This is a genomic window from Vibrio sp. SCSIO 43009 (assembly GCF_023716525.1).
GTDB classification, from domain to species: domain Bacteria; phylum Pseudomonadota; class Gammaproteobacteria; order Enterobacterales; family Vibrionaceae; genus Vibrio; species Vibrio alginolyticus.
In genome coordinates this window covers 867,507-892,498 of the sequence record NZ_CP071843.1, presented here as the reverse complement: position 1 = coordinate 892,498, position 24,992 = coordinate 867,507, and the positions used below count along the sequence as shown (strand labels likewise).

The 24,992-nt window shown below is 45.4% G+C and carries 21 protein-coding genes; 12 read left to right on the top strand and 9 right to left on the bottom strand.

The window, feature by feature from the left end; translation table 11 throughout:
- Window positions 1-72: 72 nt before the first annotated feature.
- Window positions 73-1,458, top strand: coding sequence for an MATE family efflux transporter (locus J4N43_RS19610; protein ID WP_005388027.1), 1,386 nt, complete (start codon window positions 73-75; stop codon window positions 1,456-1,458).
- An 84-nt stretch (window positions 1,459-1,542) separates the two neighbouring features.
- Here the strand turns inward: J4N43_RS19610 and nrdG are convergent, their stop codons facing one another.
- Window positions 1,543-2,013: an anaerobic ribonucleoside-triphosphate reductase-activating protein gene (gene nrdG, locus J4N43_RS19605; RefSeq protein ID WP_017634628.1), complete on the bottom strand. Its 471-nt coding sequence runs from the start codon at window positions 2,011-2,013 to the stop codon at window positions 1,543-1,545.
- Between the two features lie 84 nt (window positions 2,014-2,097).
- On the bottom strand, window positions 2,098-4,218 hold the full coding sequence (nrdD, locus tag J4N43_RS19600; RefSeq protein ID WP_005388026.1) for an anaerobic ribonucleoside-triphosphate reductase: 2,121 nt from the start codon (window positions 4,216-4,218) through the stop codon (window positions 2,098-2,100).
- 309 nt (window positions 4,219-4,527) lie between these two features.
- Here nrdD and J4N43_RS19595 point away from each other — a divergent pair, with 309 nt between their 5' ends.
- A complete protein-coding gene (locus J4N43_RS19595; RefSeq protein ID WP_062730979.1) occupies window positions 4,528-5,391 on the top strand; it encodes an endonuclease/exonuclease/phosphatase family protein in 864 nt (287 codons plus the stop codon).
- Window positions 5,392-5,444: 53 nt separating this feature from the next.
- Here the strand turns inward: J4N43_RS19595 and J4N43_RS19590 are convergent, their stop codons facing one another.
- The 3 genes from J4N43_RS19590 to J4N43_RS19580 are packed head-to-tail and all read right to left on the bottom strand — an operon-like array spanning window position 5,445 to window position 6,609.
- Window positions 5,445-5,885, bottom strand: coding sequence for a YeeE/YedE family protein (locus J4N43_RS19590; protein WP_053349906.1), 441 nt, complete (start codon window positions 5,883-5,885; stop codon window positions 5,445-5,447).
- Window positions 5,886-5,899: 14 nt separating this feature from the next.
- Window positions 5,900-6,313, bottom strand: a complete 414-nt coding sequence (locus J4N43_RS19585) for a YeeE/YedE family protein (RefSeq protein ID WP_373921096.1) — start codon at window positions 6,311-6,313, stop codon at window positions 5,900-5,902.
- Between the two features lie 5 nt (window positions 6,314-6,318).
- Window positions 6,319-6,609: an ArsR/SmtB family transcription factor gene (locus J4N43_RS19580; RefSeq protein WP_005376206.1), complete on the bottom strand. Its 291-nt coding sequence runs from the start codon at window positions 6,607-6,609 to the stop codon at window positions 6,319-6,321.
- 151 nt (window positions 6,610-6,760) lie between these two features.
- Here J4N43_RS19580 and J4N43_RS19575 point away from each other — a divergent pair, with 151 nt between their 5' ends.
- The gene (locus tag J4N43_RS19575; protein ID WP_053349908.1) at window positions 6,761-8,464 is read left to right on the top strand and encodes an FAD-dependent oxidoreductase; all 1,704 of its coding nucleotides are present in this window, start codon (window positions 6,761-6,763) and stop codon (window positions 8,462-8,464) included.
- 67 nt (window positions 8,465-8,531) lie between these two features.
- On the opposite strand, the gene J4N43_RS19570 is transcribed toward J4N43_RS19575, so the two are convergent.
- Together J4N43_RS19570 and J4N43_RS19565 are read right to left on the bottom strand one after the other, a co-directional pair.
- Window positions 8,532-9,230, bottom strand: a complete 699-nt coding sequence (locus J4N43_RS19570; protein ID WP_158159362.1) for an aspartate/glutamate racemase family protein — start codon at window positions 9,228-9,230, stop codon at window positions 8,532-8,534.
- A 136-nt stretch (window positions 9,231-9,366) separates the two neighbouring features.
- Window positions 9,367-10,167 carry a PhzF family phenazine biosynthesis protein gene (locus J4N43_RS19565; protein ID WP_053349910.1) on the bottom strand — a complete coding sequence of 267 codons (801 nt, stop codon included), beginning with the start codon at window positions 10,165-10,167 and terminating at the stop codon, window positions 9,367-9,369.
- Window positions 10,168-10,314: 147 nt separating this feature from the next.
- Between J4N43_RS19565 and J4N43_RS19560 the strand changes: the two genes are divergently transcribed.
- Window positions 10,315-10,764 carry a YkgB family protein gene (locus J4N43_RS19560; protein ID WP_005376100.1) on the top strand — a complete coding sequence of 150 codons (450 nt, stop codon included), beginning with the start codon at window positions 10,315-10,317 and terminating at the stop codon, window positions 10,762-10,764.
- A gap of 198 nt (window positions 10,765-10,962) precedes the next feature.
- Here J4N43_RS19560 and J4N43_RS19555 read toward each other — a convergent pair whose 3' ends face one another.
- The gene (locus J4N43_RS19555; RefSeq protein WP_005376099.1) at window positions 10,963-11,439 is read right to left on the bottom strand and encodes a DM13 domain-containing protein; all 477 of its coding nucleotides are present in this window, start codon (window positions 11,437-11,439) and stop codon (window positions 10,963-10,965) included.
- A 195-nt stretch (window positions 11,440-11,634) separates the two neighbouring features.
- The gene (locus J4N43_RS19550; RefSeq protein WP_158159363.1) at window positions 11,635-13,959 is read right to left on the bottom strand and encodes an FdhF/YdeP family oxidoreductase; all 2,325 of its coding nucleotides are present in this window, start codon (window positions 13,957-13,959) and stop codon (window positions 11,635-11,637) included.
- 666 nt (window positions 13,960-14,625) lie between these two features.
- Between J4N43_RS19550 and J4N43_RS19545 the strand changes: the two genes are divergently transcribed.
- The 8 genes from J4N43_RS19545 to J4N43_RS19510 all read left to right on the top strand — a co-directional run bounded on the left by J4N43_RS19545 (window position 14,626) and on the right by J4N43_RS19510 (window position 24,747).
- The gene (locus tag J4N43_RS19545; RefSeq protein ID WP_017820178.1) at window positions 14,626-15,510 is read left to right on the top strand and encodes a LysR family global transcriptional regulator AcsS; all 885 of its coding nucleotides are present in this window, start codon (window positions 14,626-14,628) and stop codon (window positions 15,508-15,510) included.
- Between the two features lie 53 nt (window positions 15,511-15,563).
- Complete coding sequence (gene fdhD, locus J4N43_RS19540) at window positions 15,564-16,394, top strand: formate dehydrogenase accessory sulfurtransferase FdhD (protein WP_053349912.1); 831 nt, start codon at window positions 15,564-15,566, stop codon at window positions 16,392-16,394.
- 406 nt (window positions 16,395-16,800) lie between these two features.
- The gene (uhpT, locus tag J4N43_RS19535) at window positions 16,801-18,195 is read left to right on the top strand and encodes a hexose-6-phosphate:phosphate antiporter UhpT (protein ID WP_005479317.1); all 1,395 of its coding nucleotides are present in this window, start codon (window positions 16,801-16,803) and stop codon (window positions 18,193-18,195) included.
- Between the two features lie 138 nt (window positions 18,196-18,333).
- The gene (gene uhpA / locus J4N43_RS19530) at window positions 18,334-18,942 is read left to right on the top strand and encodes a response regulator transcription factor UhpA (protein WP_005388005.1); all 609 of its coding nucleotides are present in this window, start codon (window positions 18,334-18,336) and stop codon (window positions 18,940-18,942) included.
- Window positions 18,942-20,444 carry a signal transduction histidine-protein kinase/phosphatase UhpB gene (gene uhpB / locus J4N43_RS19525; protein ID WP_053349913.1) on the top strand — a complete coding sequence of 501 codons (1,503 nt, stop codon included), beginning with the start codon at window positions 18,942-18,944 and terminating at the stop codon, window positions 20,442-20,444. Before uhpA ends, uhpB begins: the two co-directional genes overlap by 1 nt.
- Before the next feature lie 6 nt (window positions 20,445-20,450).
- A complete protein-coding gene (locus tag J4N43_RS19520) occupies window positions 20,451-21,791 on the top strand; it encodes an MFS transporter (protein ID WP_158159364.1) in 1,341 nt (446 codons plus the stop codon).
- 124 nt (window positions 21,792-21,915) lie between these two features.
- A complete protein-coding gene (gene manA, locus J4N43_RS19515) occupies window positions 21,916-23,133 on the top strand; it encodes a mannose-6-phosphate isomerase, class I (RefSeq protein WP_053349914.1) in 1,218 nt (405 codons plus the stop codon).
- Window positions 23,134-23,484: 351 nt separating this feature from the next.
- The gene (locus tag J4N43_RS19510) at window positions 23,485-24,747 is read left to right on the top strand and encodes a hydroxymethylglutaryl-CoA reductase (protein ID WP_025767748.1); all 1,263 of its coding nucleotides are present in this window, start codon (window positions 23,485-23,487) and stop codon (window positions 24,745-24,747) included.
- Window positions 24,748-24,992 lie beyond the last annotated feature (245 nt).

Genomic DNA, 24,992 nt, shown 5'->3' with positions numbered 1-24,992 from the left:
GGATTCCTTTGAAAAATACACTGCCAAATCATGAGGATAAACTACTCGCATTAATCTTTAAGGAGAAATGCGATGCTCTTAACACGCGAATACATCGATAAAGCATTTTGGCAAAAGCTGATTACGATTGGCCTACCTGTTTCACTTCAGTCCATGCTTTTTGCTTTGCTCGGCGTCGTGGATATTTTCATGGTAAGCCTACTCGGAGAATCTGCAACGGCAGCAGTTGGAGTTGGAAATCGTATCTTTTTCTTCAACCTAGCGGTTGTCTTTGGCCTGTGCGGTGCAGTTACCGTACTTGCTTCTCAATACTACGGCTCAGGAAACCTAGCCGGAATTCGCAGAACGTTGGCGCAATCTTGGTTTATTTCCATTTTGGTGACGCTGCCGTTTATCGTTCTTTATGCGATTTTTGATGAAGAGATCGTCTCTTTTATGTCAGACGATCCTGAATACGTCACTTATGCACGTGATTATCTTGTGGTTACGGGCTTTAGCCTCATTGCTACGGCGATAGTAGTACCGATTGAAGCGGTATTGCGCTCCGTGGGCCAAACCAAACTGGCAACCAACGTTAGTATCTCCGCCATTGTCGTTAACGTCGCGCTTAATTATGTTTTGATTTTTGGTTTATTTGGTTTCCCTCAATGGGGCGTATTTGGTGCAGCCGTAGGTAGTTTTGTTTCTCGATTTTTCCAAACCGCCGTCTTGATTTATTTTTTCTACAAACGATATGCTTACCTAATTCCGACTAAGTTCGATTGGGTACAAGGCCGCTTAAAACAGTATCGAAAAAAGTACTTTAAGGTTTCTTTACCCATGTTGGTCCACGATGCGCTTTGGACTGGTGGATTGATCGTTTACAGCATCATCTATGGTCAATTGGGCGTTTCAGAACTGGCGATCATCTCATTCTTATCACCGATTGAAGGGGTACTGATTTCAACCTTTATGGGATTTGCGGTCGCTGCATCCGTTCTTCTTGGGAATGATATTGGTGCAAAACATTATGACCGAGTCGAGAAAACGGCGTGGTGGTATGTGTTAACCAGCGCAATCTTAGCCACCTTGCTGTTTTTCCTAGTGTGGTTGAGCTCGCCCATGATTCATCACCTATTGGTACTGAGCCCGTTAACCGATGCAGACATGGCACTTAACGTATGTTTAGTCATGGCGCTAGGTATGATTTTGAGGGTGTTTAACATGGTTGGGATTGGCGGCGTACTAAAGAGTGGCGCTGATATTCGCTATAGCATTTTCATCGACACGTTCGGTCAGTGGGCTATTGGCATCCCCCTTACTTATTACACAGGCATGGTGTTAGGGCTGCCTTTGCATTTTGTCTTGATGTCTCTGCTCGCGGAAGAGTTAGTGAAAGGCGTACTGACGACTTACCGTATTCAATCTAAACGTTGGATAAATAATATGGTTGAAGATGACCAATCGGTGACGGCGTAACCAAAAAGACATTAACGAACTCACACCAAAAGGGCTCACCCGTTATGCACGCGTGAGCCCTTTTTATGTGCGGAGAATGCTTGATTAGATGTCCGTAAAGCGATGAATGATTTGGTTTGAACTGCCACGCCATTCGAGATTGAGGTCTTTCTTGTCTTGTTCAAACTTACCATCAATCAAAACATCGATGTATTGCACCACCTCCCTTTGCGCGTTATTCAGTTCCGTCAGCGTGTAGCCAGTCCAAACCCAAATGTCTTTACCTGGGCACTCCTCTCTCACCCTTTTCACTATCTTCAAAATATGAGGCACATTAGCAGGGTGAAGCGGATCTCCACCCGACAACGACAAGCCACGGCGTTTGATACGCGTGTCGTTTAAGTCAGCGATGATTTTGTCTTCCGCTTCTTGCGTGAAAAGTACACCAGAATCCAAACGTTGCGTCGACTGGTTATAACACCCACGGCACTGATGCACACAACCCGACACAAACAGCGTGCAGCGCGTACCCGGTCCGTTAACAACGTCAATTGGATAGTATTGGTGGTAATTCATAATGCGTCTCTGTGTTATCGCGAAAGAGAAAATCAACCTGTTTAAAGTTGATTTTCAAAGTGTTAAAACGAGTGGTAGTAAACCTTACAGGTGTTTAACTCGGCGCTTCACTTCTTCTTGCTTACCGAAGTTAAACGGGCGTGCATCTGGGCTGCCTAGGTAGCCACAAACTCGACGTGTTACTGATACTTTAGTTGAGTCATGGTTACCACAGCTTGGGCAAGTGAAGCCTTTACTTGTACAGTCAAACTCGCCGTTGTAGCCACACTCGTAGCACTCATCAATTGGCGTGTTTGTACCGTAGTAAGGCACTCGGGTGTAACTGTAGTCCCATACGTTTTCTAGTGCTTCAACGTTACGTTGCATGTTCGGGAACTCGCCGTAACAGATAAAGCCGCCGCTTGAGATTTCTGGGTAAGGCATCTCAAAGTCGATCTTGTCGTATGGGTTCACCTTCTTCTCAACATCTAGGTGGAAGCTGTTGGTGTAGTAACCTTTGTCTGTTACGCCTTCAATTACGCCGAACTCTTTCGCATCGATGCGGCAGAAACGGCTACATAGGTTTTCACTTGGCGTTGCATATAAGCTGAAGCCATAACCTGTTTCGTCAGCCCATTGATTCACAGCATCTTTTAGATGCTTGATGATCGCGACCGCTTTTTCACGCAAAACAGCGTCATCATAAACGTGCGCTTCTGTACCGAATAGCGCGTTAATTGTCTCGTGTACACCGATGTAACCAAGAGAAATAGACGCACGACCGTTCTTGAAGATATCTGCGATTGAGTCGTCTGCTTTCAAGCGAACACCACATGCGCCTTCCATGTATAGGATTGGGGCCACACGTGCTTTCACGTTTTCAAGGCGAGAGATACGTGTCTCTAGTGCTTTACGAGCAAGACGTAGGCGGTCATTTAGAAGCTCGTAGAATTTCTCTTCGCTTCCGTTTGCACGGATAGCGATACGAGGAAGGTTCAAGCTCACGACGCCAAGGTTGTTACGACCTTCGTGAATCAGCTCACCGTTTTCTTCGTAAGTACCAAGGAAGCTACGGCAACCCATTGGCGTTTTGAATGAACCGGTTACTTCCACTACTTTGTCGTAGTTAAGAATGTCTGGGTACATACGCTTAGACGCACACTCAAGCGCAAGTTGCTTGATGTCGTAGTTTGGATCTTCTGATTTGTGGTTCAAACCATCTTTGATGCCGAATACAAGTTTAGGGAATACCGCTGTTTTACGGTTCTTGCCTAGACCTGCAATACGATTCTTCAGAATCGATTTCTGGATAAGGCGTGATGCCCAGCTTGTACCAAGACCAAAACCAAACGTAACGAATGGTGTTTGACCGTTCGCCGTGTGTAGCGTGTTTACCTCGTACTCTAGAGATTGGAACGCGTCGTAACACTCTTTCTCAGTGCGTGCTTTTGCGAACTCTTCTGGCTCAGCAATGTTCCACTCTTTTGCGATCTCTAGGTGTTTCTCGTAGCTTGTGATTACGTACGGTTCTAGAACCTCATCAATACGGTTGATGGTTGTACCGCCGTAAATGTGGCTCGCGACTTGAGCAATGATTTGCGCTGTTACCGCTGTTGCAGTCGAAATTGATTTTGGCGTATCAATCTCAGCGTTACCCATTTTAAAACCATGCGTCAGCATGCCTTTAAGATCGATAAGCATACAGTTAAACATTGGGAAGAACGGTGCGTAGTCTAAATCGTGGTAGTGAATGTCACCCACTTCGTGCGCTTGAACCACATCGCGAGGAAGAATGTGCGTCTTCGCGTAGTGTTTCGCTACGATACCAGCCAACAAGTCACGTTGAGTCGGAATTACTTTGCCGTCTTTGTTCGCGTTCTCGTTGATTAGATCCAGATTACTTTCTTCAATCAAACCTTCGATTTCGCGAGTTAGTGCACTTTGCTTCTCACGAGCGATGTCGCGATCGTGGCGATATTCAATGTAAGAACGCGCTAGGGCTTTGTAAGGACCTTGCATGAGTTCATTTTCGACTAAGTCTTGAATCTCATGGATGTGAACTTCATCGTGTTCTCTTAACTGTAACTCGACAGCAAGAGCCACATTAAGAGCATAAATAGCGACATCTTTATCTTTGTTTTCCGCTGCTGCTTCAACTGCTGCTTGGATACGATCCCTGTTGAACGGAGCTCTTGATCCGTCGCGTTTGATTACGATTGGTTTCACCTTGTTCTCCTTACCCGAGCATACTCACAGAGTTATCCACAAACACACTATATGGGGTTATTTTTTATTCTAGCGACACAATATATTGTGGCGTATTTAACGAGAAGCACCACTCGAAAACATTGATTTTGATCAATAAAGATTGGCTAGCGAACAAGAAGAAATCGATCTTATTGGCGTTGATCTCAGTTGCGAAGAAAACCATGAAAATTGCAAAATTGGTACTAAATCTACTTGCTATTTTTGGAGGTCTTGTAGGATAAAGGATGGAAAGGAATACGCTAAAAGATAGGAGTGCAACAGGCCAAAATGCGATCACTTTTTGTTACGTTAATATTACTTTTTAGTTCTCTTTCATTTGCTCAAAACTCCATCAATCTAACCAGTTGGAACATAGAATGGTTATCTATAGATGGTGGAAAAGTGTCGAGAACACCACAAGATTTTGAAAAACTGACCCACTATGTGGATAAAACACAAGCCGACATTCTTGCTTTTCAAGAAGTCGAAAGCGTCGCTGCAATGCAAAAAGCTGTTGGCAATGACTTCACTATCTATCTTTCCGATCGTTCAAACGCCTCCAACCGACACCTTCAGTTTAACGACACCAACCAATACACAGGCTTTGCCGTGCGCAATGGCGTAAGCGTATTAGACACGCCAGACTTCTCTATCACACGAGGCAACAGCAAGCTGCGCTTCGCGAGCTACCTTGTTTTAAATCCAAACCAAGAAAACGAGACTCACCTACTCTCTGTACATCTGAAAGCGGGTTGCAGTGGCGCGTATCGCAATAACCGCGATTGTAAGATAGTGAAACAACAAGGACAGGCACTAGCTAAGTGGATAAAGGCGCGCGAGGACAACAAACAACAATATGTGGTGCTTGGCGATTTTAACCACAACTTGGGTTATCAAGGAGATTGGTTATGGGACGTGATATCGGACAATACTAGTGCAAAGCTAGTGACTAAAGACACTAAAGCGGAATGTAAAGTGCGTTCTAATCGTAATCCGAATAAAACCCACCAATTCCGCTCGGTGATAGACCACATTATTGTGAGTGGTGATTTAAAGGCGTCGTCTGGTGTTCAAACCGTTTTCAAAACACAAGATGTACTCGACTATAAACTGAGTGACCATTGCCCGGTTTCTACGACACTCACTTTTTAGCGTTTAAGTTCTCTGTTAACGTTGAGATACTCTTTTTTGCGTTGAAGAACTCTTTAGCCACGAACCATTCTTTTAGCGGTGAATGACCCAACCAACATTGCCGCTATAAAGAGCAGAACTTGTGTGTTGCCAGTAAAAAAGCTGGCAACCGCAGGACCAGGACACACACCCAGTAAGCCCCAACCAATACCAAACAGTGCTGCACCACCGACTAACTTTTTGTCTATCGTTTTAGAAGTCGGACAGACAATCTCATCACCAAACACAGATTCGCTTCTTGGCTTTATTAATAAAAGATAAGCAGGAACGAACACAACAAGTGCTCCGCCCATTACGAAGGCTAAGCTTGGATCCCATGCCCCAGTAATATCGAGAAAGCCAATCACTTTTGCCGGATCAGCCATACCAGAGACCACCATACCAATACCAAAGAGCACACCAGAAAATGCAACAACGGACATTTGCTTAATACTTTTCATTACGTGAGTTTTCATAACGACACTATTCCTCACGATACTAGCAAGACGGTTAACATGGCTGTGGCCATAAAAGTACACGTCGCGACCACAGAACGGATTGAGAAACGCCCTATCCCACAAATGCCATGGCCACTAGTACAACCATTGCCGATACGCGTACCAACACCGACTAACAAGCCAGCAGCGATAACTAAAATAAGAGAACCGCTGTACTGATCTGGTACATGCCCGCCAAGAACATAAACAGCAAACAAGCCACCTAATACCATCGCAATTAAAAAAACAATTCGCCAAACGCGGTCTGCGCTCTCAACGGCACCGTTCAAGATCCCACTGATCCCAGCAGTCTTGCCAGTAAATAGCATCAGTGTTATCGCTGATACGCCAACTATTATGCCGCCCAACAGCGACATCCAAGGAACTTCAAACATAGCAACCGCCAAACTAATTACTTACAGAAAACTTGCTTAAACGCCTCAACCAGCGGACCAACTCTTTCATCAGAAATTGAATAAAATACCTGCTGAGAAACCTTCCTAGCTTTAATGATGTCGTGCTTTCTCAATACGGTGAGATGTTGTGAAAAAGCAGATTGGCTTAATGATGAACCTTCAAACAGTTCACCGACCCCTTTCTCGCCTTCAATCAGCTTACACATCACGATTAGGCGCTCTGGATGAGCCATAATTTTAAGCAGCTCACTCGCTTCGGTCGCACTTTGTAGCATACTGTCGCCCATTCTTATGCCTCTTCATTACTACATTACATTTTATTAGATATTACTAATTAATATTATTAAGTCAATGCTAATGTAGATTAAATAACATTAGACTTAGCTAATTTATTTAAGTAAGGTGTAGGCGTTTTCGATCATTCAGCAGGAGAAATCCATGAGCAAAATCGTGATTATTGGTGGGGTTGCTGGCGGTGCATCTGCAGCAGCTCGCGCTCGTCGTCTTAGTGAAGACGCAGAAATCATTATGTTTGAACGCGGTCCATTTGTGTCATTTGCAAACTGTGGCTTACCCTATCACATTGGTGGCGATATCCAAGAGCGCAGCAAACTGCTTCTTCAAACGCCTGAGAGCTTTCTAGCGCGTTTCAATGTTGATGTCCGTGTGATGAACGAAGTGGTTTCTATTAACCGTCAAGACAAAACGGTTACGGTTAACAATTTGCTTGATGGCTCGGAATACCAAGAGAGCTACGACTTTCTTCTACTCAGCCCTGGCGCAGGTCCAGTTGTGCCAGCTATTCCGGGTATTGATAACCCGTTAACGCACTCGCTGCGCAATATTCCAGATATGGATCGCATCATTAAAACGATCGAAACCAACAAAGTTGAACACGCTACGGTCGTTGGTGGTGGTTTTATCGGTTTGGAAATGATGGAAGCCTTCCACCAGCTAGGCATAAAAACCACATTAGTCGAAATGGCGGATCAAGTGATGACGCCCGTTGACCGTGAAATGGCTGGCTTCGCACATGCTGAAATTCGTGAGAAAGGCATCGACCTTAAACTTGGCGTCGCACTTGAGTCGGTGAAATTCGTACCTAACGAGCACGTGGCAAGTTTCGACTCTGGTGAAAGCGAAAAACACCAACATCTAGAAGGTGAATTGGAATTAACACTAAACAATGGTGAAAGACTCACCACCGATATTTTGATTATGGCAATTGGTGTTCGCCCCGAGACCAAATTAGCAAAAGAAGCTGGCTTAGAAATCGGCGCTCTTGGTGGTATTTATACCAATGAATACATGCAAACCAGCGATCCTTCGATCTACGCTGTCGGCGACGCGGTAGAAGAGAAAGACTTCGTGACTGGCGAGCAAACTCTAGTGCCACTTGCGGGCCCGGCAAACCGTCAAGGCCGAATGGCAGCAGACAACATGCTTGGCCGCCAAGAAACTTACCAAGGTACGCAAGGCACGGCGATCTGTAAGATCTTTGATTTAGCCGTCGCTTCTACTGGTAAAAACGAGAAACAGCTGAAACGTGAAAACATCGCTTATGAAAAAGTGTATGTGCATACAGCAAGTCACGCGAGTTACTACCCAGGTGCAGAAACTGTGTCGTTCAAAATGTTGTTTGATCCAGTAACAGGTAAAATACTAGGTGCGCAAGCAGTAGGTAAAGACGGTGTTGATAAACGTATCGACGTAATGGCAGTTGCTCAGCGTGCTGGTATGACGGTAGAGCAACTGCAACACCTCGAGCTAACTTACGCGCCACCTTATGGCTCTGCTAAAGATGTAATTAACCAAGCGGCGTTTGTGGCAAATAACATCATCAAAGGCGATGCGACCGCGATTCATTATGATGAAATGGATTCACTGACAGAAGACCAACTGTTACTTGATGTTCGTAATCCTGGTGAATTGGAGTCCGTTGGTTATCTTGAAGGTGCAATTAATATTCCTGTCGATCAACTACGTCGTCGCATGCACGAACTTCCTAAAGACAAAGAGATCGTGATTTACTGTCAAGTTGGGTTACGCGGTAACGTAGCATACCGTCAGCTGGTCAACAATGGTTACAAAGCCCGCAACTTGATTGGTGGATACAGAACACTCAAATTTGCTCGCTTATAACTTGATAATAAAAAAGAGAAAACCTTGTGCTTGGTTTTCTCTTTTTTTGCAGGAAAGAAAGCGTAGATCATTCACCTTCAATTGCCAAACGGACTGCTGCTTGAGCATGGATAGAAGTGGTATCGAGTAGTGTAACATCGGTGTGACTTTGGTTTACAAGTAAGGCAATTTCAGTGCACCCGAGAATCACAGCTTCAGCTCCGTGCTCTTTTAGTTTTTCAATAATTTGCAAGTATATCGTCCTTGACTTCTCTTTGATTTCACCTTGGCATAACTCTTTATAAATAATGTTATGTACTTTAGAGCGGTCGTCTTGATCGGGAATGACGACATCAAGCCCATAACGGTCGGAAAGCCTTCCTTTATAAAAGTCTTGCTCCATTGTGAATTGAGTACCAAGGAGTCCGACCTTTTGAACCCCTTTCTCACGAAGTAACTCAGCAGTCGCGTCTGCGATATGTAGTATGGGGATATTAATACTGGCTTCAATTTGAGGCGCAACTTTGTGCATTGTGTTAGTACAAATAAGAATGAAGTCAGCGCCCCCTTTTTCTATTAAAGATGCAGCATCAGATAGAATGCTTGCCGTTTCTTCCCATTTACCTTGATGTTGAAGTTTCTCTATCTCCGAAAAATTCACGCTATACATACAAATTTTTGCGGAATTTAGGCCGCCTAACGCCTCTTTGACTCCTTCGTTGATCAATTTGTAATAACTAAGCGTCGACTCCCAGCTCATACCACCTAGAAGGCCGATAGTTTTCATATAACTCTCCAATCGTTATACACCACCGTGTCAGGGGGGTTACAAACAAAATTAACCACTTAAATAAGAAGCATTCAAGCGTATTCACTATTGAGCATTGGGTAACACGAAAATAAAATCATTCCCACAAGGACCGCTACGCGATTCTCATATATCCTCGCAATATCGTTACCGCATTTCCAGAAAGCTTAACGTGCTCAGTGCTTAACAACTCTGTATGGACGACCCCACTTCTCTTGGAGGCTTGGAAGCCTTTCAGTTGCTTTTTGTTGAGCTTTTTAGCCCAGTAAACACATAAAGCGCAATGTGCAGAGCCTGTAACTGGGTCCTCGTTAACACCCACCCAAGGCGCGAAGTATCGAGAGACAAAATCGGCGTCAGTACTTGATTGAGCAGTGATGACGACGCCACGGCCCTTTTGTTTAAGCAGCGCACCAAAATCAGAGTCGAGCTGTTCAAGCACAAATTCATCATTAATGACGATCAACTGCTTATTATCAAACTGACCGTAGGCGACTACATTGGCGGCATCTAGCCCCAAGCCATGAAGTAAGTCTTTGTTAATACTCGCTCTCATATCTAAAGTTGGCGCAGGAAACACCAAATGAATTTCTTCATGATCGAGTTGTGCAGTTAAAACCCCAGATAGCGTAACGAACTCAATCGTATCTCCAGTATTATATAACCCCTGCTCTTTCAGAACGTGCGCCGTTGCAAGTGTGCCGTGTCCACACAAAGCAACTTCCGTCCTCGGTGTAAACCAACGAAGTTGCATTGTATTGAGTGACAGAAATGCCGTTTCAGATAACGACATCTCGGCCGCGATGGCCAACATCGTTTCCTCATCAAGGCTTGACTCTGTGATACAAACACCCGCGGGATTACCTTTGAAAACCTCTGATGTAAACGAGTCAACCTGAAAAATTTTAACTTCCACGAAATATCCTTAAGTTCTATCAAACACGTAATTCTGTATCACGTGATTTTTAATATCTGTTGTTTGAGCGAAAAAAACCTATGAAATTTTCTACCAACCTTATAGGTCTTGTTGGAAGCGCTAACAAACAGGAGAATGTAGTTAATTATGCAAAACGTAAAAAGCCATCATCAATGTGACTCAATTGGATATCTTATCGGAGTTTTCGGCGTTTCTTTAGTTCTAATATGGATTGGTATTTATAAATTCACACCTACAGAGGCCAAGCTTATACAACCGCTCGTTGAAAATCATTTTCTGATGAGTTGGTTGTATGATGTGATGTCAGTTCAAGCCGTATCAAACATCATTGGCGCAACAGAAATCATTGTCGCTATTGGATTAATCGTTGGCCTTAAAAACACACGAGTCGCTTATTTTTCTGGCATAGCCGCCGCAATTATTTTTCTTGCGACACTCAGCTTTCTAATTACGACACCGAATACATGGAAAGTGTCTGATGGGGTTTTGGTGACAAACTTCTTTTTAGTAAAAGATATTCTATTTTTAGCCATTGCGATTAGCGTCATCGAACGAAACAAGCCAAACAGAGAATAACTCTAAATAGTTCGAAATCTTGTTTTTCCAGAACGTAGCCTGAAAGGTGCAAACGACTTACAAGTCGAATGGTTCTGTCAATAACTCTAAACAAAGACTCTTAAATTTAGAATGTTTAAGAGTCTTTGCCTTCTAATGATGCGAAACAACATCCTAGCGTAAAGTGAAAAGAAAAGCCTTTCACTCTACTGCTAAGGTTTATTGATACTTTGCCGAAGTAATGAACTCACCGAATGTCTCGCACCATACAACAACCGTATTGTATTCAGAAATTGAAGTGCTTTGAGGAACCTCAACAACGAAGTTATCGAACGTTTTGACATCACCAATTAAGCTCATCTCAGATTTAAGGTCATTAAACTCTTGTTCCGTTTCGACAAACTTAGGAGATAGATAGAGTTTATAGTCTGGTCCGGGAGCGAGTTTTCCTACCAACGTAATGACTTCAGAACTCAAATGAATCTCTCCCTCTCCCCAATGAAAAGCATCGCTACCTTTAAGTTCCCTCTTAAACACTGCGCTGTATTCTGCACCTTGCTTGCTCTTAGCAACTTGTTCATCGGTCGGCGCAGGTGGTGCAATAAGGATCGGTAAAGTATAGATACCTATCGCAATGCCAATAGAAACTGCCACTAAGTGACTGATTGTTAATTTAATTATATTTTTCAAGGTCATAAGCATCTTCTTATTAGTTTTACTACTTGAAATTAGATTCAAATCGGCCTTATCTGTCTATTATCGAGCAGCATAATGTCATTAACATTATACACAAGCTATGCGCACTAAATGCAGACTGAGCGCAATTAAAAACGGCTGATAATTAATATCAGCCGTTTGCTTATCGGAAATGTCGTTGTGCCGGTTTGGTCACTATTCCGCTTCCACCAAAGCGATCTTATCGGATGTCGATTTTTCCAATTTTATCGCAATAAACTTAGAGGTTGGCGTAAACGTTCTATCCCCATAACTGTCCAAAGGAACTAATGGGTTTGTTTCTGGATAGTAAGCCGCCGCCTGACCTGCTGGTACATCATAGGCAACAAGCGTAAATCCGCTCACACGGCGCTCAACGCCATCTTCCCACAATGACACCATGTCCACTTTGTCGCCCGGTTCAAAACCGAGTTTACGAATATCCGCTTCATTGATAAACAGCACTTCGCGCATACCAAATACTCCACGATAACGGTCATTCAAGCCGTAAAGTGTCGTATTGTATTGGTCGTGTGAGCGCATGGTTTGCAAAATCAAATCTGGCTTTTGGCCTTTTTCGAGTATCGCTTCGCTGATCAACTGCTTCGGCAACTCGCTAGAGCTGAACTGTGCTTTGCCGCTTGGCGTATTCCATCGACGCTCAGCAGCTGGGTTTACCAAGTGGAATCCACCTGGGTGTTTAAGCTTATGGTTAAAGTCGGTAAAGCCCGGAATCGTGTCGGCAATCAAATCGCGAATACGGTCGTAATCTTCAATTGCCCACAACCAATCAATTGGTTTTGCCCCGAGTGTCGCATTGGCAATACCAGCAATAATCGCTGGTTCTGAACGCAAATGCTCCGAACGCGGTTTTAGCTGACCAAATGAGATATGTACCATGCTGAAGGTATCTTCAACCGTCACGCCTTGTGGGCCAGTCGCTTGCTGATCAATCTCGGTACGGCCTAAGCATGGAAGAATAAGCGCTTCTTTACCTGTGACAAGGTGAGAACGATTTAACTTCGTCGAAATGTGTACGGTTAAATTACAGTTTCGCATCGCGTTGTGCGTACGTTCTGTGTCTGGCGTTGCTTGTGCAAAGTTACCGCCCAAACCGATAAATACTTTCGCTTGCCCTTCTTCCATCGCTTTAATGGCTTGCACAGTGTTGTGGCCTTCACCACGCGGGACGGCAAAGTTAAATCGACTTTCAATGCGATCCAACAACAGATCTGAAGGTTTTTCATCAATGCCCATCGTACGGTCGCCCTGAACGTTACTGTGACCTCGCACAGGTGAAAGACCCGCGCCCGGCTTACCAACGTTACCTCGTAACATTTGCACGTTTGCGACTTCTTTAATGGTTGGCACAGAGTGACGATGCTGAGTCAACCCCATCGCCCAACACATGATCACACGTTCTGCACGTCGATACATGCTCGCCACCATCTCGATTTCACTTAAATCAAGACCCGATTGTTCCGTGATGTGTTCCCAAGACGTTGCATCCACTTCAGCCAAATACTTATCAATACCTATCGTGTGTTGTTTGATGAATTCGCGGTCAAATACCGCTTTGCCACCGTTTTGCAATGCCTCGCGTTCCCATTGCAACAAGAATTTCGCGATGCCACGAAACACTGCCATGTCTCCACCTAAAGCAGGACGCAGGTACGCCGTGTTTGTAGGCTCTGAGCCGTTACTCAACATCTCAATCGGCATTTGTGGGTTTTGGAAACGCTCTAATCCGCGCTCTTTCAGCGGGTTTAGACAGATAACCTGAGCACCACGTTTTACCGCTTCGCGCAGAGGTTCAAGCATTCGTGGGTGATTCGTGCCCGGGTTTTGACCAATCACAAAAATCGCGTCGGCTTCTTCAAAATCATCAAAGATCACTGTGCCTTTACCAACGCCAATGGTGTCTTTCATCCCGATTGCACTGGCTTCGTGACACATGTTGGAACAATCTGGGAAGTTGTTGGTACCGAATGCGCGCACAAATAGCTGATATAAAAACGCCGCTTCGTTGCTTGCACGGCCAGAGGTATAAAACTCCGCTTGGTGTGGTGAATCCAATTGGTTGAGATGTTTAGCCACAAGAGAAAAAGCCTCATCCCAAGAGACAGGCACATAGTGGTCGGATTCAGCATCGTATCGCATTGGGTGCGTGATACGGCCTTGGTATTCCAACCAGTAATCGGTTTGAGTTGAGAGAGAAGAAACGCTGTGATTGGAAAAAAACTCAGGATCAACCAGACGATTAGTCGCCTCCCAGTTTACCGCTTTCGCGCCATTCTCACAGAAATTGACTTTACCACTATCTGGCGACTCACCCCATGCACATCCCGGGCAGTCGAAACCGCCATTTTGGTTGGTTTTGAGCATAGTGCGAATGTTTTTAACTGCATTTTCACTGCCCCACCAACTTCTGGTTACGGCTTTCAGTGCACCCCAACCACCAGCTGGACCTTTGTATGTTTTTATTTGTTCTTTTTGGCTCACGACTTTACTCCTCGCAGATATACCAGCAAGCAGGGTGCCCGTGAAAACAAGCGCGTTATTTATTGAGATAATGCGGAAGTATTGAAGGGCTTAGTTTCTAATCCATGTATTTTTTAATCCAAATAAGTAACCACTCAACATGCTCTCGCTTGTCCGAGCGTTTACTTATCTAGATTCTTGATATCGGATACCCGCCTACTGTTTCTAAGACTGGTAGATTCAATTCGCATTGTTGCGTCTTGATCTAAATCAAAGATTAAGTCGTTATTCAATATGCGTCCAATTGATAATCCTGACCGAGTGATAAACAAAATCTATGACGAATTTTTCCACTGACGGTCATAACATTTTTAATCAATACAATTTATGAGGTTAATCGTTTTCCCATCCGATTCCACCTAGTTCGCTTAACGAGCTCAATAAAATCGGCACTCTTGATAATAGATAATATCTATCACACTATAGATACTTTAAATTTGACCCTAATTAATATCAGGAATAGCCTTGATTCAGATCAATTTTGAGTGTGGTTTTATTCTTGACTTGGTTTTGGTTTTTCATTCCCCAGTTAAAACGCTCCAGCGCTTAAAAAGTACGGTAGTGCTGTGCCCTTTTTAGGGAGTTCCCCCGTACATGTGACTCACAACGCAAGGTTAACAAGCCATTATGGATATCAAACAACTTAAATATCTCATCGCACTTGAACAGACCAAACACTTTGGTCAAGCCGCCGCATTGTGCCACATTACGCAGCCTACTTTGTCCATGAGAATCCGAAGCTTAGAGGAAGAGCTCGATCTCGAATTAATCCAAAGAAGTCAAAGATTTGAAGGATTTACTGAAGCCGGAGAACGCATTTTAGCTTGGGCAAAAACCGTCTTAGCAGCTCATGATGGATTGCAAGCCGAAGCCGCCAACTGCCGTGGTCAGTTGGTAGGCTCTCTTCGGCTTGGAATGGTGCCACTCGCCAGCCAAAACCCTATGCAATTGCTTAAACCATTAGCTCAACAGTTCCCTGAGTTACGCTTTCAAATACTCTCCATGACGACCGAACAGATCATAGACCAACTCAATCGCAATCAACTTGATTTGGGGATGTGTTATGTCGATCAAGTCAACACCGCTTACTTCGATGTTATCGAACTAGATTCAACCAAACTTGGCGTTTTATTCGATGAGCGTCATTTTGATTTTGCCGAATCTGAAGTGTTGTGGGAGTCACTCAATAACATTCCGCTAGGGCTGCTTTCGAAGGGCATGCACTATCGCCACTCCATTGATCTTAGCTTTGTGAGTAAAGGGCTGGTTCCGCAAACCGTCATTGAAAGTAACTCCACCTTTCACTTGATCCAAGCAGTAGCCAGTGGCCTTTGTTGCGCCATTATGCCGCTGAATTGTGGATTGGAAGAGTTGAACGATACGCTTCGCATTATCCCTATCGAAGAAGCCGCCGTTCACGCCCCGCTAGGTTTGTTAAAGCGAAAACAAGAACCCTTCTCCGCGCTAACCGATCAGTGCTTCGCAGAAGCAAAAAACATATTCAATCGATAACAAGAATCCACACGTCAATTTTTGGCATACATAACGGCTTATGAGGTGATTTCATGAGATGTACTACTCAATCTTATTTAGAACTGTCCGATTTCAATCAAGCACCACCTCAACCAAGTGCGTTCAATTACCGAGAATTGATTGATGGCCGCCCAGTGCAACAAATGTCGCTGGCGAGTGAATCCGCCTTAGCTATCAGCTATAACGGCATTAGCCAAGCGGTCATGATGGTGACGCCAGGCCATCTGGAAGACTTCGTGAAAGGATTTAGCCTAAGCACAGGCATCGTCCACGATTTCAAAGAGATTAAAGACATTGAAATTGGTGGCGATCACGAATCTCACTATGCGGAAGTGGAAATCAGCAACCGCGCTTTCTGGGCGTTAAAAACACAGCGCCGAAATCTTGCTGGCACAACCGGATGCGGCATTTGTGGTGTAGAGGCTCTGGAACAAGCTTTGCCTGATTTGGCACCGCTAACACCGTCTCTTCCTCCGCGCTCCGATGTATTCGAAGGGCTGCGAGACAAAGTCGCACTGCATCAAGAAGCCGCACGTGAATCTGGCGCGTTACACGCCGCTTTATTTGCAGATTTACAAGGCAACATCAAGTTGTGCCGAGAGGACATCGGCCGTCACAACGCGCTAGATAAGTTGATTGGCGCATTGACCAACAATCACATCGAGCCTCAAAGTGGCTTCGCAATCATGACAAGCCGTTGCAGCTTGGAGTTGATCCACAAAGCCGTTCGCGCGCGTATCCCCACTCTGGTTTGCTTATCTGCGCCTACAGCGTTAACTGTCGAATGGGCAAGAAGAAACCATTTGAACCTAATTCACTTGCCAAAACACGGCTCGCCGCGTCTATACAGCCCCGCGCCTTAACACGTCAACCTAATCGAATTCATAATATTTCTAACGGAGACCTCTGGGTCTCTGTTGTTTGCTTCTCGTTCCCAATTGATACTTAGCGACAAGACACTATTCTCTCCAACCAAACGTGCTCACCCCTTGTCAGCACTAAGCTTGCGTATATTAACCTGCTTGCATTTGAACGCTTTCCAACCCGATAAGAACCCTGTCAAAAACCCATAAATTAGTAAGGATTTTGTGTGACTCTTTTCACGCTTTTCCGCCTTCCTAGGCATTTCTAGGAATTTTTCCTAGCCGATCTAGGCAACCATCTCATGTGCCTTACAAAACCACTCTCTAGAATTCCGCTCAGTCAAAGGTAACAAGAGCGCATAACGGCCGCCGTTGTGTTTCTAAAACAATTACAAGAGAGTTCATCATGTTAAAATTCCTCGAACAGGTGCGGAAGCCGACCCTCGATCTTCCTGTCGAAGTTAGAAGAAAGATGTGGTTTAAACCGTTCATCCAATCTTACTTGGTCGTATTCATCGGCTACCTAACCATGTACTTGATTCGTAAGAACTTCAATGTCGCGCAAAACGACATGATCTCAACTTACGGTTTGAGCATGACAGACCTAGGTCTTATTGGCCTTGGCTTCTCCATCACATACGGCATCGGTAAAACCGTTGTGTCTTACTACGCTGACGGTAAGAACACCAAGCAATTCCTCCCTTTTATGCTGATCCTTTCTGGTCTTGCAATGCTTGGTTTTAGCTTCAGCATGGGCGGCGGTAGTGCAAGCCTGTTCTTGATGGTGGCTTTCTACGCTCTAAGTGGTTTCTTCCAAAGTACTGGTGGCCCTTCTAGTTACTCAACCATTACAAAATGGACACCTCGTAACAAACGCGGCTCTTACCTAGGCTTGTGGAACATGTCACACAACGTTGGTGGTGCAGGCGCAGCGGGTGTTGCTCTTTTCGGTGCTAACTACCTATTCGACGGCCACGTAATCGGCATGTTCGTGTTCCCTTCTATTATCGCGATCATCGTTGGCTTTATCGGTATGCGCTTTGGTAGCGACTCACCAGAAGCTTACGGTCTAGGTAAAGTAGAAGAACTTTTCGATGAAGCAGTGAGTGAAGAAGACACCGCCGCTGAAGAAAACCAGATGACCAAAAAAGAAATCTTTGTTGAATACGTTCTTAAAAACAAAGTTATCTGGCTACTTTGCTTTGCCAACATCTTCCTTTACATCGTGCGTATTGGTATCGACCAATGGTCAACGGTATACGCGTACCAAGAGCTTGGTCTGTCAAAAGAAACGGCAATCTCTGGCTTTACTCTGTTCGAAGTCGGTGCGCTTGTCGGTACTTTGATGTGGGGTTACTTATCTGACTTAGCAAACGGTCGCCGCGCATTGGTTGCTTGTGTGTCTCTTGGTTTGATCATCGTATCGCTTGAGTTCTACCAACACGCAACAAATGAATTCATGTACTTGTCATCTCTATTCGTACTTGGTTTCTTGGTGTTTGGTCCGCAACTTCTTATCGGTGTTGCAGCGGTTGGTTTTGTTCCTAAAAAGGCAATCAGTGTGGCTGACGGTGTGAAAGGTACATTCGCTTACCTAATCGGTGACAGCTTCGCGAAACTTGGTCTCGGTATGATTGCAGACGGTACACCAATCTTCGGTCTAACAGGCTGGAAAGGTACCTTCGCAGCCCTAGATACCTCCGCCATGATTTGTATTGTTTTGCTTGCTTTCGTTGCTATCGCGGAAGAGAAGAAGATTCGACACGCGAAGAAGCTTCAACTTGCACAAAACCAAGCCTAACTTCTCTGCGCGCTTTACTTCGGTAAAGCGCGCAAGATCATTAAAATGAGTTGATCAATTCAGTATCATTAAAGGTTTTTCTATTGGCTCCTGTTGGAGCTTATTGTTGTTAGTCGTCTGCTCTATTTGGTTGTAATAATGATTCATGTTGCTCTAGTTGATGATCACGTCATCGTGCGTTCGGGTTTCGCACAATTATTAAATTTAGAAAGTGATATTACCGTTGTTGGTGAATTCGGCTCTGTCGCCGAAGCGCGAAAAGGGTTGCCTGCGGTACACCCACACGTCGTCATCCTAGATATTTCCATGCCAGATGAAAGCGGCTTAAACTTTCTCAGCGAAATACCAACTGGCATTGCCTGCGTGATGCTTAGCGTGCATGACTCCCCTGCGATGGTGGAAAAATCACTAAAGCTAGGTGCAAAAGGCTATCTTAGTAAACGCTGTAGCCCAGACGAACTTATTCAAGCCGTGAGAACCAGTGCTTCTGGCGGCTGTTACCTCACATCAGATATTGCACTTAAACTTGCAACGCCTAGCGACAACACCACCTCTCTATGCCAACTGACAAAACGTGAAAACGAGGTATGTCAGCTACTTGCCAATGGGTTGGATGTGAAGTCTGTCGCGGCAGAGCTTGGCTTGAGCCACAAGACCGTGCATGTTCATCGTGCGAATGCCATCGACAAACTCGGCGTGAAAAACAACGTTGAGCTCGCCAAACTATTTTCTCAAGAGTCCTTTTAATGCGAGCTTATGCTGTTACCACCATTTGCGGACTTTTTGTTATGGCTTGCGCCTGGTTCTGCTTATGGGTGATTGCCTATTACTTTGTCAATGATCCCGAGCTGGCGATCTTATTGTTTCCTTTCGCTTTACGATTAGGTGTCGCCCTTCACACTCGCACCGCTTATTGGCCGACGATTTACCTTTCGGAGTGGGGACTTTCCATCGCACTTGCGATGTTACTGGGTCAACCGCAGTGGCTTACCGTGCTGATTGCGAGCATTGCCAGTATCCCGGTCACACTGATTGCGAAAAAATACTACTACGGTGACCAAAACCGCCACTTAGCCGTCATGGGCATTGTGATCATCATTACCGCCTTCATCAACGTAATGGCGGTCGGATTTCACGTGCCTTCTGTTTACATGGTATGGCTGGCTAGCATTTCTGGAGGCTTGCTCGTGGTGCCTATGTGCTACCTGTTGTGGAGCTACTTGTTCCAAAGTCGTTGGTCTCCGCTTAGCTCTCTCCTACTTAGTAATGCCGTTGTATTTCAGGTGCGTCATATCGTGCTTTATGCGCTGCTTTTGATCGGCAGTATTTTGGTGCAAACCAGTTTGCCTGAAGAGCTAAAACGATTTGCGCCGTTTTGTATGGCGATTCCAATCATCGTGCTTGCTCTGCGTTACGGTTGGCAAGGTGCTCTGCTCGCCACCATGCTCAACAGCATAGCGCTGATTGCGGCTCGTAGCGGCGTATCGAATCTAGAAATCACCGATTTGTTATTATCTCTCTCGGCGCAAACCATTACTGGCATTATGCTCGGTTTAGGGGTTCAGAAACAAAAAGACCTCAATCACAAACTGCGCGGTGAACTTGCGCGCAATCAGAATTTGTCTCGCCAGCTTATCAAAGCTGAAGAGTCCGTAAGACGCGATATTGCGCGCGAGCTACATGACGAAATTGGACAGAACATCACGGCAATCCGCACACAAGCCAACATCATTAAACGAGTGAACAACGCAGAAACACGCGTTGGTTGCGCGGACATGATCGAAGGGCTTTCGCTCAACGTGTACGACACCACTAAGCGACTGTTGAGCAAACTAAGACCCAAAATGCTGGATGATTTGGACTTAAAAGAATCCGTCGAGCAACTGACGCGAGAGATGGAATTCGCCAATCACGGAACAACTGTTCAACTGAACTGGCAAGGCGATTACACCAGCCTGAGTGACACACTCAAAGTAACCCTATTCCGTTTATGCCAAGAGTCATTAAATAACGCAGCCAAGTACGCAGAAGCGCAGTTGATCAATATTGAACTGACAATTGGAGAAGCTGCGGTGTCACTGATGATTCACGATGATGGTATCGGTTTCAAAGTTCAGGACAGCATGAAAGGCATGGGCGTTCGCGGCATGCAAGAACGTGTGCACGCGTTAGGTGGAAAAATGGTTATCTACTCCACCAGCGATCAAGTGATCGGCACACAAATCAGCATTACTTTACCTAAGGTGTAACTCAAGATGTTTGGATTTTTACGTTCACCTAAATTTACTCAACCGAGCCTGAGCAACGAGCAAATCGACCAGCGTTACCACCATTGGCGTTTGCACATTATGTTGGGGATGTACATCGGCTACGCAGGTTTCTACTTTACCCGTAAGACCTTTAACTACGCCGCACCAGCGATGATTACCGATCTTGGCTTAGATAAAGGCGATTTGGGTCTTATCGGTACACTTTTCTACATTACTTACGGCTGTTCGAAGTTTATTTCTGGCACGATTTCGGATCGCTCTAATCCTCGTTATTTCATGGGATTAGGATTGATTGCGACAGGTCTGGTCAATATCGCGTTCGGTTTTTCTAGCTCACTCGCGGCTTTCATTACTCTGTGGAGCTTAAACGCGTGGTTCCAAGGCTGGGGCTGGCCTTCATGCTCCAAGCTGTTAACCACTTGGTATTCACGCTCCGAGCGTGGCTTCTTATGGGCCATTTGGAACACCGCACACAACGTTGGTGGCGCGCTGATCCCTATTTGGGTGGGCTATTTAACGTTGCACTACAGCTGGCGTGAAGGCTTTATTCTACCCGGCATCATCGGGGTATTGCTCGGTCTATTCGTTTGTTGGCGATTGCGCGACAAACCCACAACAATGGGTTTACCAAGTGTCGGACAATGGCGCAACGACGCGCTAGAACTTGCGCAAGAAAATTACGGACGTGGCCTCACCTACCGCGAAATTCTGAAATCGTACGTATTTAACAACAAATACATCTGGCTGCTCGCGTTCAGTTATGTGTTGGTTTACATCGTTCGTACCGCAATCAATGACTGGGGAAACCTGTACTTGACCGAGCAGCATCACTATAGCCTGATTAACGCCAACGCTGCTCTGTCTATGTTTGAAATCGGCGGTTTTGTTGGTTCATTGGTTGCGGGTTGGGGCTCAGACAAACTCTTTGGCGGTAACCGTGGGCCAATGAACTTGCTGTTCGCGATTGGGATTTTCTTATCTGTCTCTGCGCTTTGGCTGATGCCTCTGACCAACTTTGCATTCCAAGCGGCGGGATTGTTCTCCATCGGCTTCTTTGTCTTTGGACCACAAATGCTGATCGGTATGGCGGCGGCGGAGTGCTCTCACAAAGACTCTGCCGGCGCGGCAACAGGATTCGTGGGCTTGTTCGCCTACATGGGCGCAGCATTGTCTGGTTATCCACTGGCGTTAATTCTTGAAGAATATCATTGGACGGGTTTCTTCATCACCATTTCAGTTTGTGCAGCCGTCATTGGCCTTTTGTTGCTGCCATTTTTGCAAGCGCAACCATCACGAAAACCACTCGAACCAAAACCTCGGTTATAAATCGACTTATCGCCCTTCGGGCAAATTGGCGAGTGACCTAACCGCGCTCGCCCTCCTTATTTAACGTATCTCTGCTCAATTTTTCTTCCGATTCAGTTCGGAGGGTTAACTATGGGAAAAATTCATGAATTTGAACACTATTTCATCGCATAGCTTCTTTCAAATGAACAACAAAATCCAAAACTACGCTTGGGGAAGCACCTCTTCTATTCAAGATTTGTTTGGCTTTTCTAACGAAACGAATGAGCCTCAAGCAGAAGTATGGATGGGTACTCACCCAAACGGCTGCTCTGAAGTTCAGATTGAGCAAAACACGCTGCCTTTGTCTGAACTGATCAAACAAAACCAACCCGCTTACTTATCAGCAGAAACCGCAGCGAAATTTGGCGACCTGCCCTTTCTGTTTAAGATCTTAGCGGCCGAACATGCACTGTCGATTCAAGTTCACCCAAGCAAACAAAATGCCGAAATAGGCTTCGAAAAAGAACAAAGTGCCGGGATCCCACTAAACGCAAGCCATCGTAACTACAAGGATCCAAACCATAAACCTGAGTTGGTGTACGCGCTGACAAGTTACCAAGCCATGAACGGTTTTCGTTCGTATGACGAGATTATTGAGGCATTTGGCCTTTGCGATATCGATGAGCTACGCACACCGCTAGATGCATTCAAACGCGAAATCAACTCACAAGGTTTACGCGATTTCTTTGTGCACATTCTTACCATGGAAGGAGAAACAAAAGAGCGAGCACTGAAACAGCTTCTTGCCCACGCTTCACGTCAATCGGAGCAAGGCACTGGCAGCGACGTTTTCCAGCTCATCTTGGATCTATCCACTCAATACCCCGGCGATGTCGGCTTGTTTGCGCCATTACTGTTGAATGTCATCACGCTGCAACCTGGCGAAGCGATGTTCCTGAGCGCAAGAACGCCACACGCTTACATTAAAGGTACGGGATTAGAGATCATGGCGAACTCAGATAACGTTTTACGTGCAGGACTCACGCCGAAACATATGGATGTTGAAGAACTGGTTAAATGCACAGATTTTGTGCCTAAGCCTTTTGACAGCCTTGTTCTAGAACCCAATGCCAATGGTTGCCAAAGCCTTTACCCCGTTCCAGTGGAAGACTTTAGTTTCAGCATTCTTAACCAACCGAATCACGACGTGGTTGAGGCAAACAGCGCAGAGATTTTGATAGCGATTGATGCCGACCTGACACTCATCAGTGATAACGGTGAGACGTTAACCGCCGCGAAGGGACAATCTGTATTTGTTCCTGCTTACGTTGGCCATTACCGTATTCAAAGTGCGGGACGTGTGGCTCGCGCCTTCAACTAGTTTTTGAACAACCGATTCAAACTAACGTCTGACCCAAGGGACTGGGTTAGACAATTTATTCCTTTCATAGATTGAACCATTCCGCTCTTAAGGCACTCATGCTTACACCTTGTCGAATCCAAACACCTACAGGCCAGTTTCTCTAAAAGCCATAACCTCCCGGATCTACCATTTACTCAACATTCATTGTCAAAACCCATTTATGTCCGATAAATTCGTCGCTCCAATATCAAATCACTTGGATAATAAAAGCGCTTGCACAGTGGTATTTGTTGCAAAACGTATAATCAACGTTGTAATCAAAGCCTCAATCACTACAATCTCTGGTTCGATTTTTCAGTTAACGTTTGTATGCCGAAGTTAAACCAAGATAACCCTGTTCAAAGCTCCGCCCTTTCCGATATCGAAACCAGCAGTAAGATTCAATCGGCATTAGAACCGAAGTTTCACAAGCCAGAGAAACGTCTCTGCTTAAGCCCTGGCCTATCGGATAAGCATTTGGCGCGCCGTTGGCAAGTATTGGAACACGTGACCAATAAAGATCATCTTCTTGATCCTTTCACACAGTCACATTGCGACGCTTACTCCAACAACATCGAGCACTTCATTGGTACTGTCAATGTGCCGGTCGGCATCGCAGGCCCTTTGCGCGTCAACGGTTTGTATGCGAACGATGACTTTTTGGTTCCGCTCGCAACGACAGAAGCCGCGTTAGTCGCTTCCTACAACCGTGGCGCAAATCTTATCACCGCCGCTGGTGGCGCGAGCGCATTGTTACTAAGTGAAGGGGTGAGCCGAACACCAGTATTCGCCTTTAATCACCTTGCTGACGCCGGCCAGTTCGTCAGTTGGGTTGTGACCCAGTTTGACGTATTTCGTCAAATTGCGGAATCCACCACCTCACATGGCAAACTCAAAGACATCAATGTAAATATCGAAGGAAACCACGTTTATTTGGTCTTTGAATACGTGACTGGTGACGCTTCCGGACAAAACATGGTGACCATCGCAACAAACGAAGTGTTCCATCATATTTTGGCGACCAGCCCAATCAAACCAACTCAAGCATTCTTGGATGGCAACTTATCAGGCGACAAAAAACCAAACGCGCACACACTGCGCTCGGTACGCGGTAAGAAAGTATCCGCCGAAGTGACCATTCCTGCTGAGTTGGTGGAAAAATATCTGCATACGACGCCGGAGTCTATGGTTCAATTTGGCAAAATGACCACAGTGGGCGGTTTACTCAGCGGGACAATTGGCGTCAACGCGCATTACGCAAACGCGCTTGCCGCGCTGTACATTGCTTGTGGTCAAGATGCCGCTTGCGTTGCAGAGTCTGCCATTGGAATCACTCGTATGGATGTGGACGCTCAAGGCAACTTGTACGCGTGCGTGACCTTGCCAAACATCATGGTGGGGACGGTTGGTGGTGGTACTGGCCTTCCAACGCAAAAAGCATGTTTGGATATTTTGGGTTTGCACGGCAACGGCAATGCGAAAGCGTTAGCCGAAGTCGCAGCTGCGCTTTGTCTGGCTGGCGAACTCTCGATCGTGGGCGCATTTTGTGCCGATCACTTTTCTCGTGCTCACCATAAGCTTGCCCGAAAATAACCTTTGTTGCTTTGTACAAGAGAACATCCGTGTGGTTTTCTCTTGTGCAAACCAATGGACTTTATTTATTGGCTCAATAATTTCTTGAAACTAACTTAAGCCTTAACAAACATACCAATCTCTTGTTAACAGTACTTTAGCTGTCCCCCTTCTATATCCATTGCGATATCTCTGCTTATTACTCTTCACTGGCCATATTTAATATCAGTATCTTAGAAAAAATAGCATCAAAAACTTCTAGCACT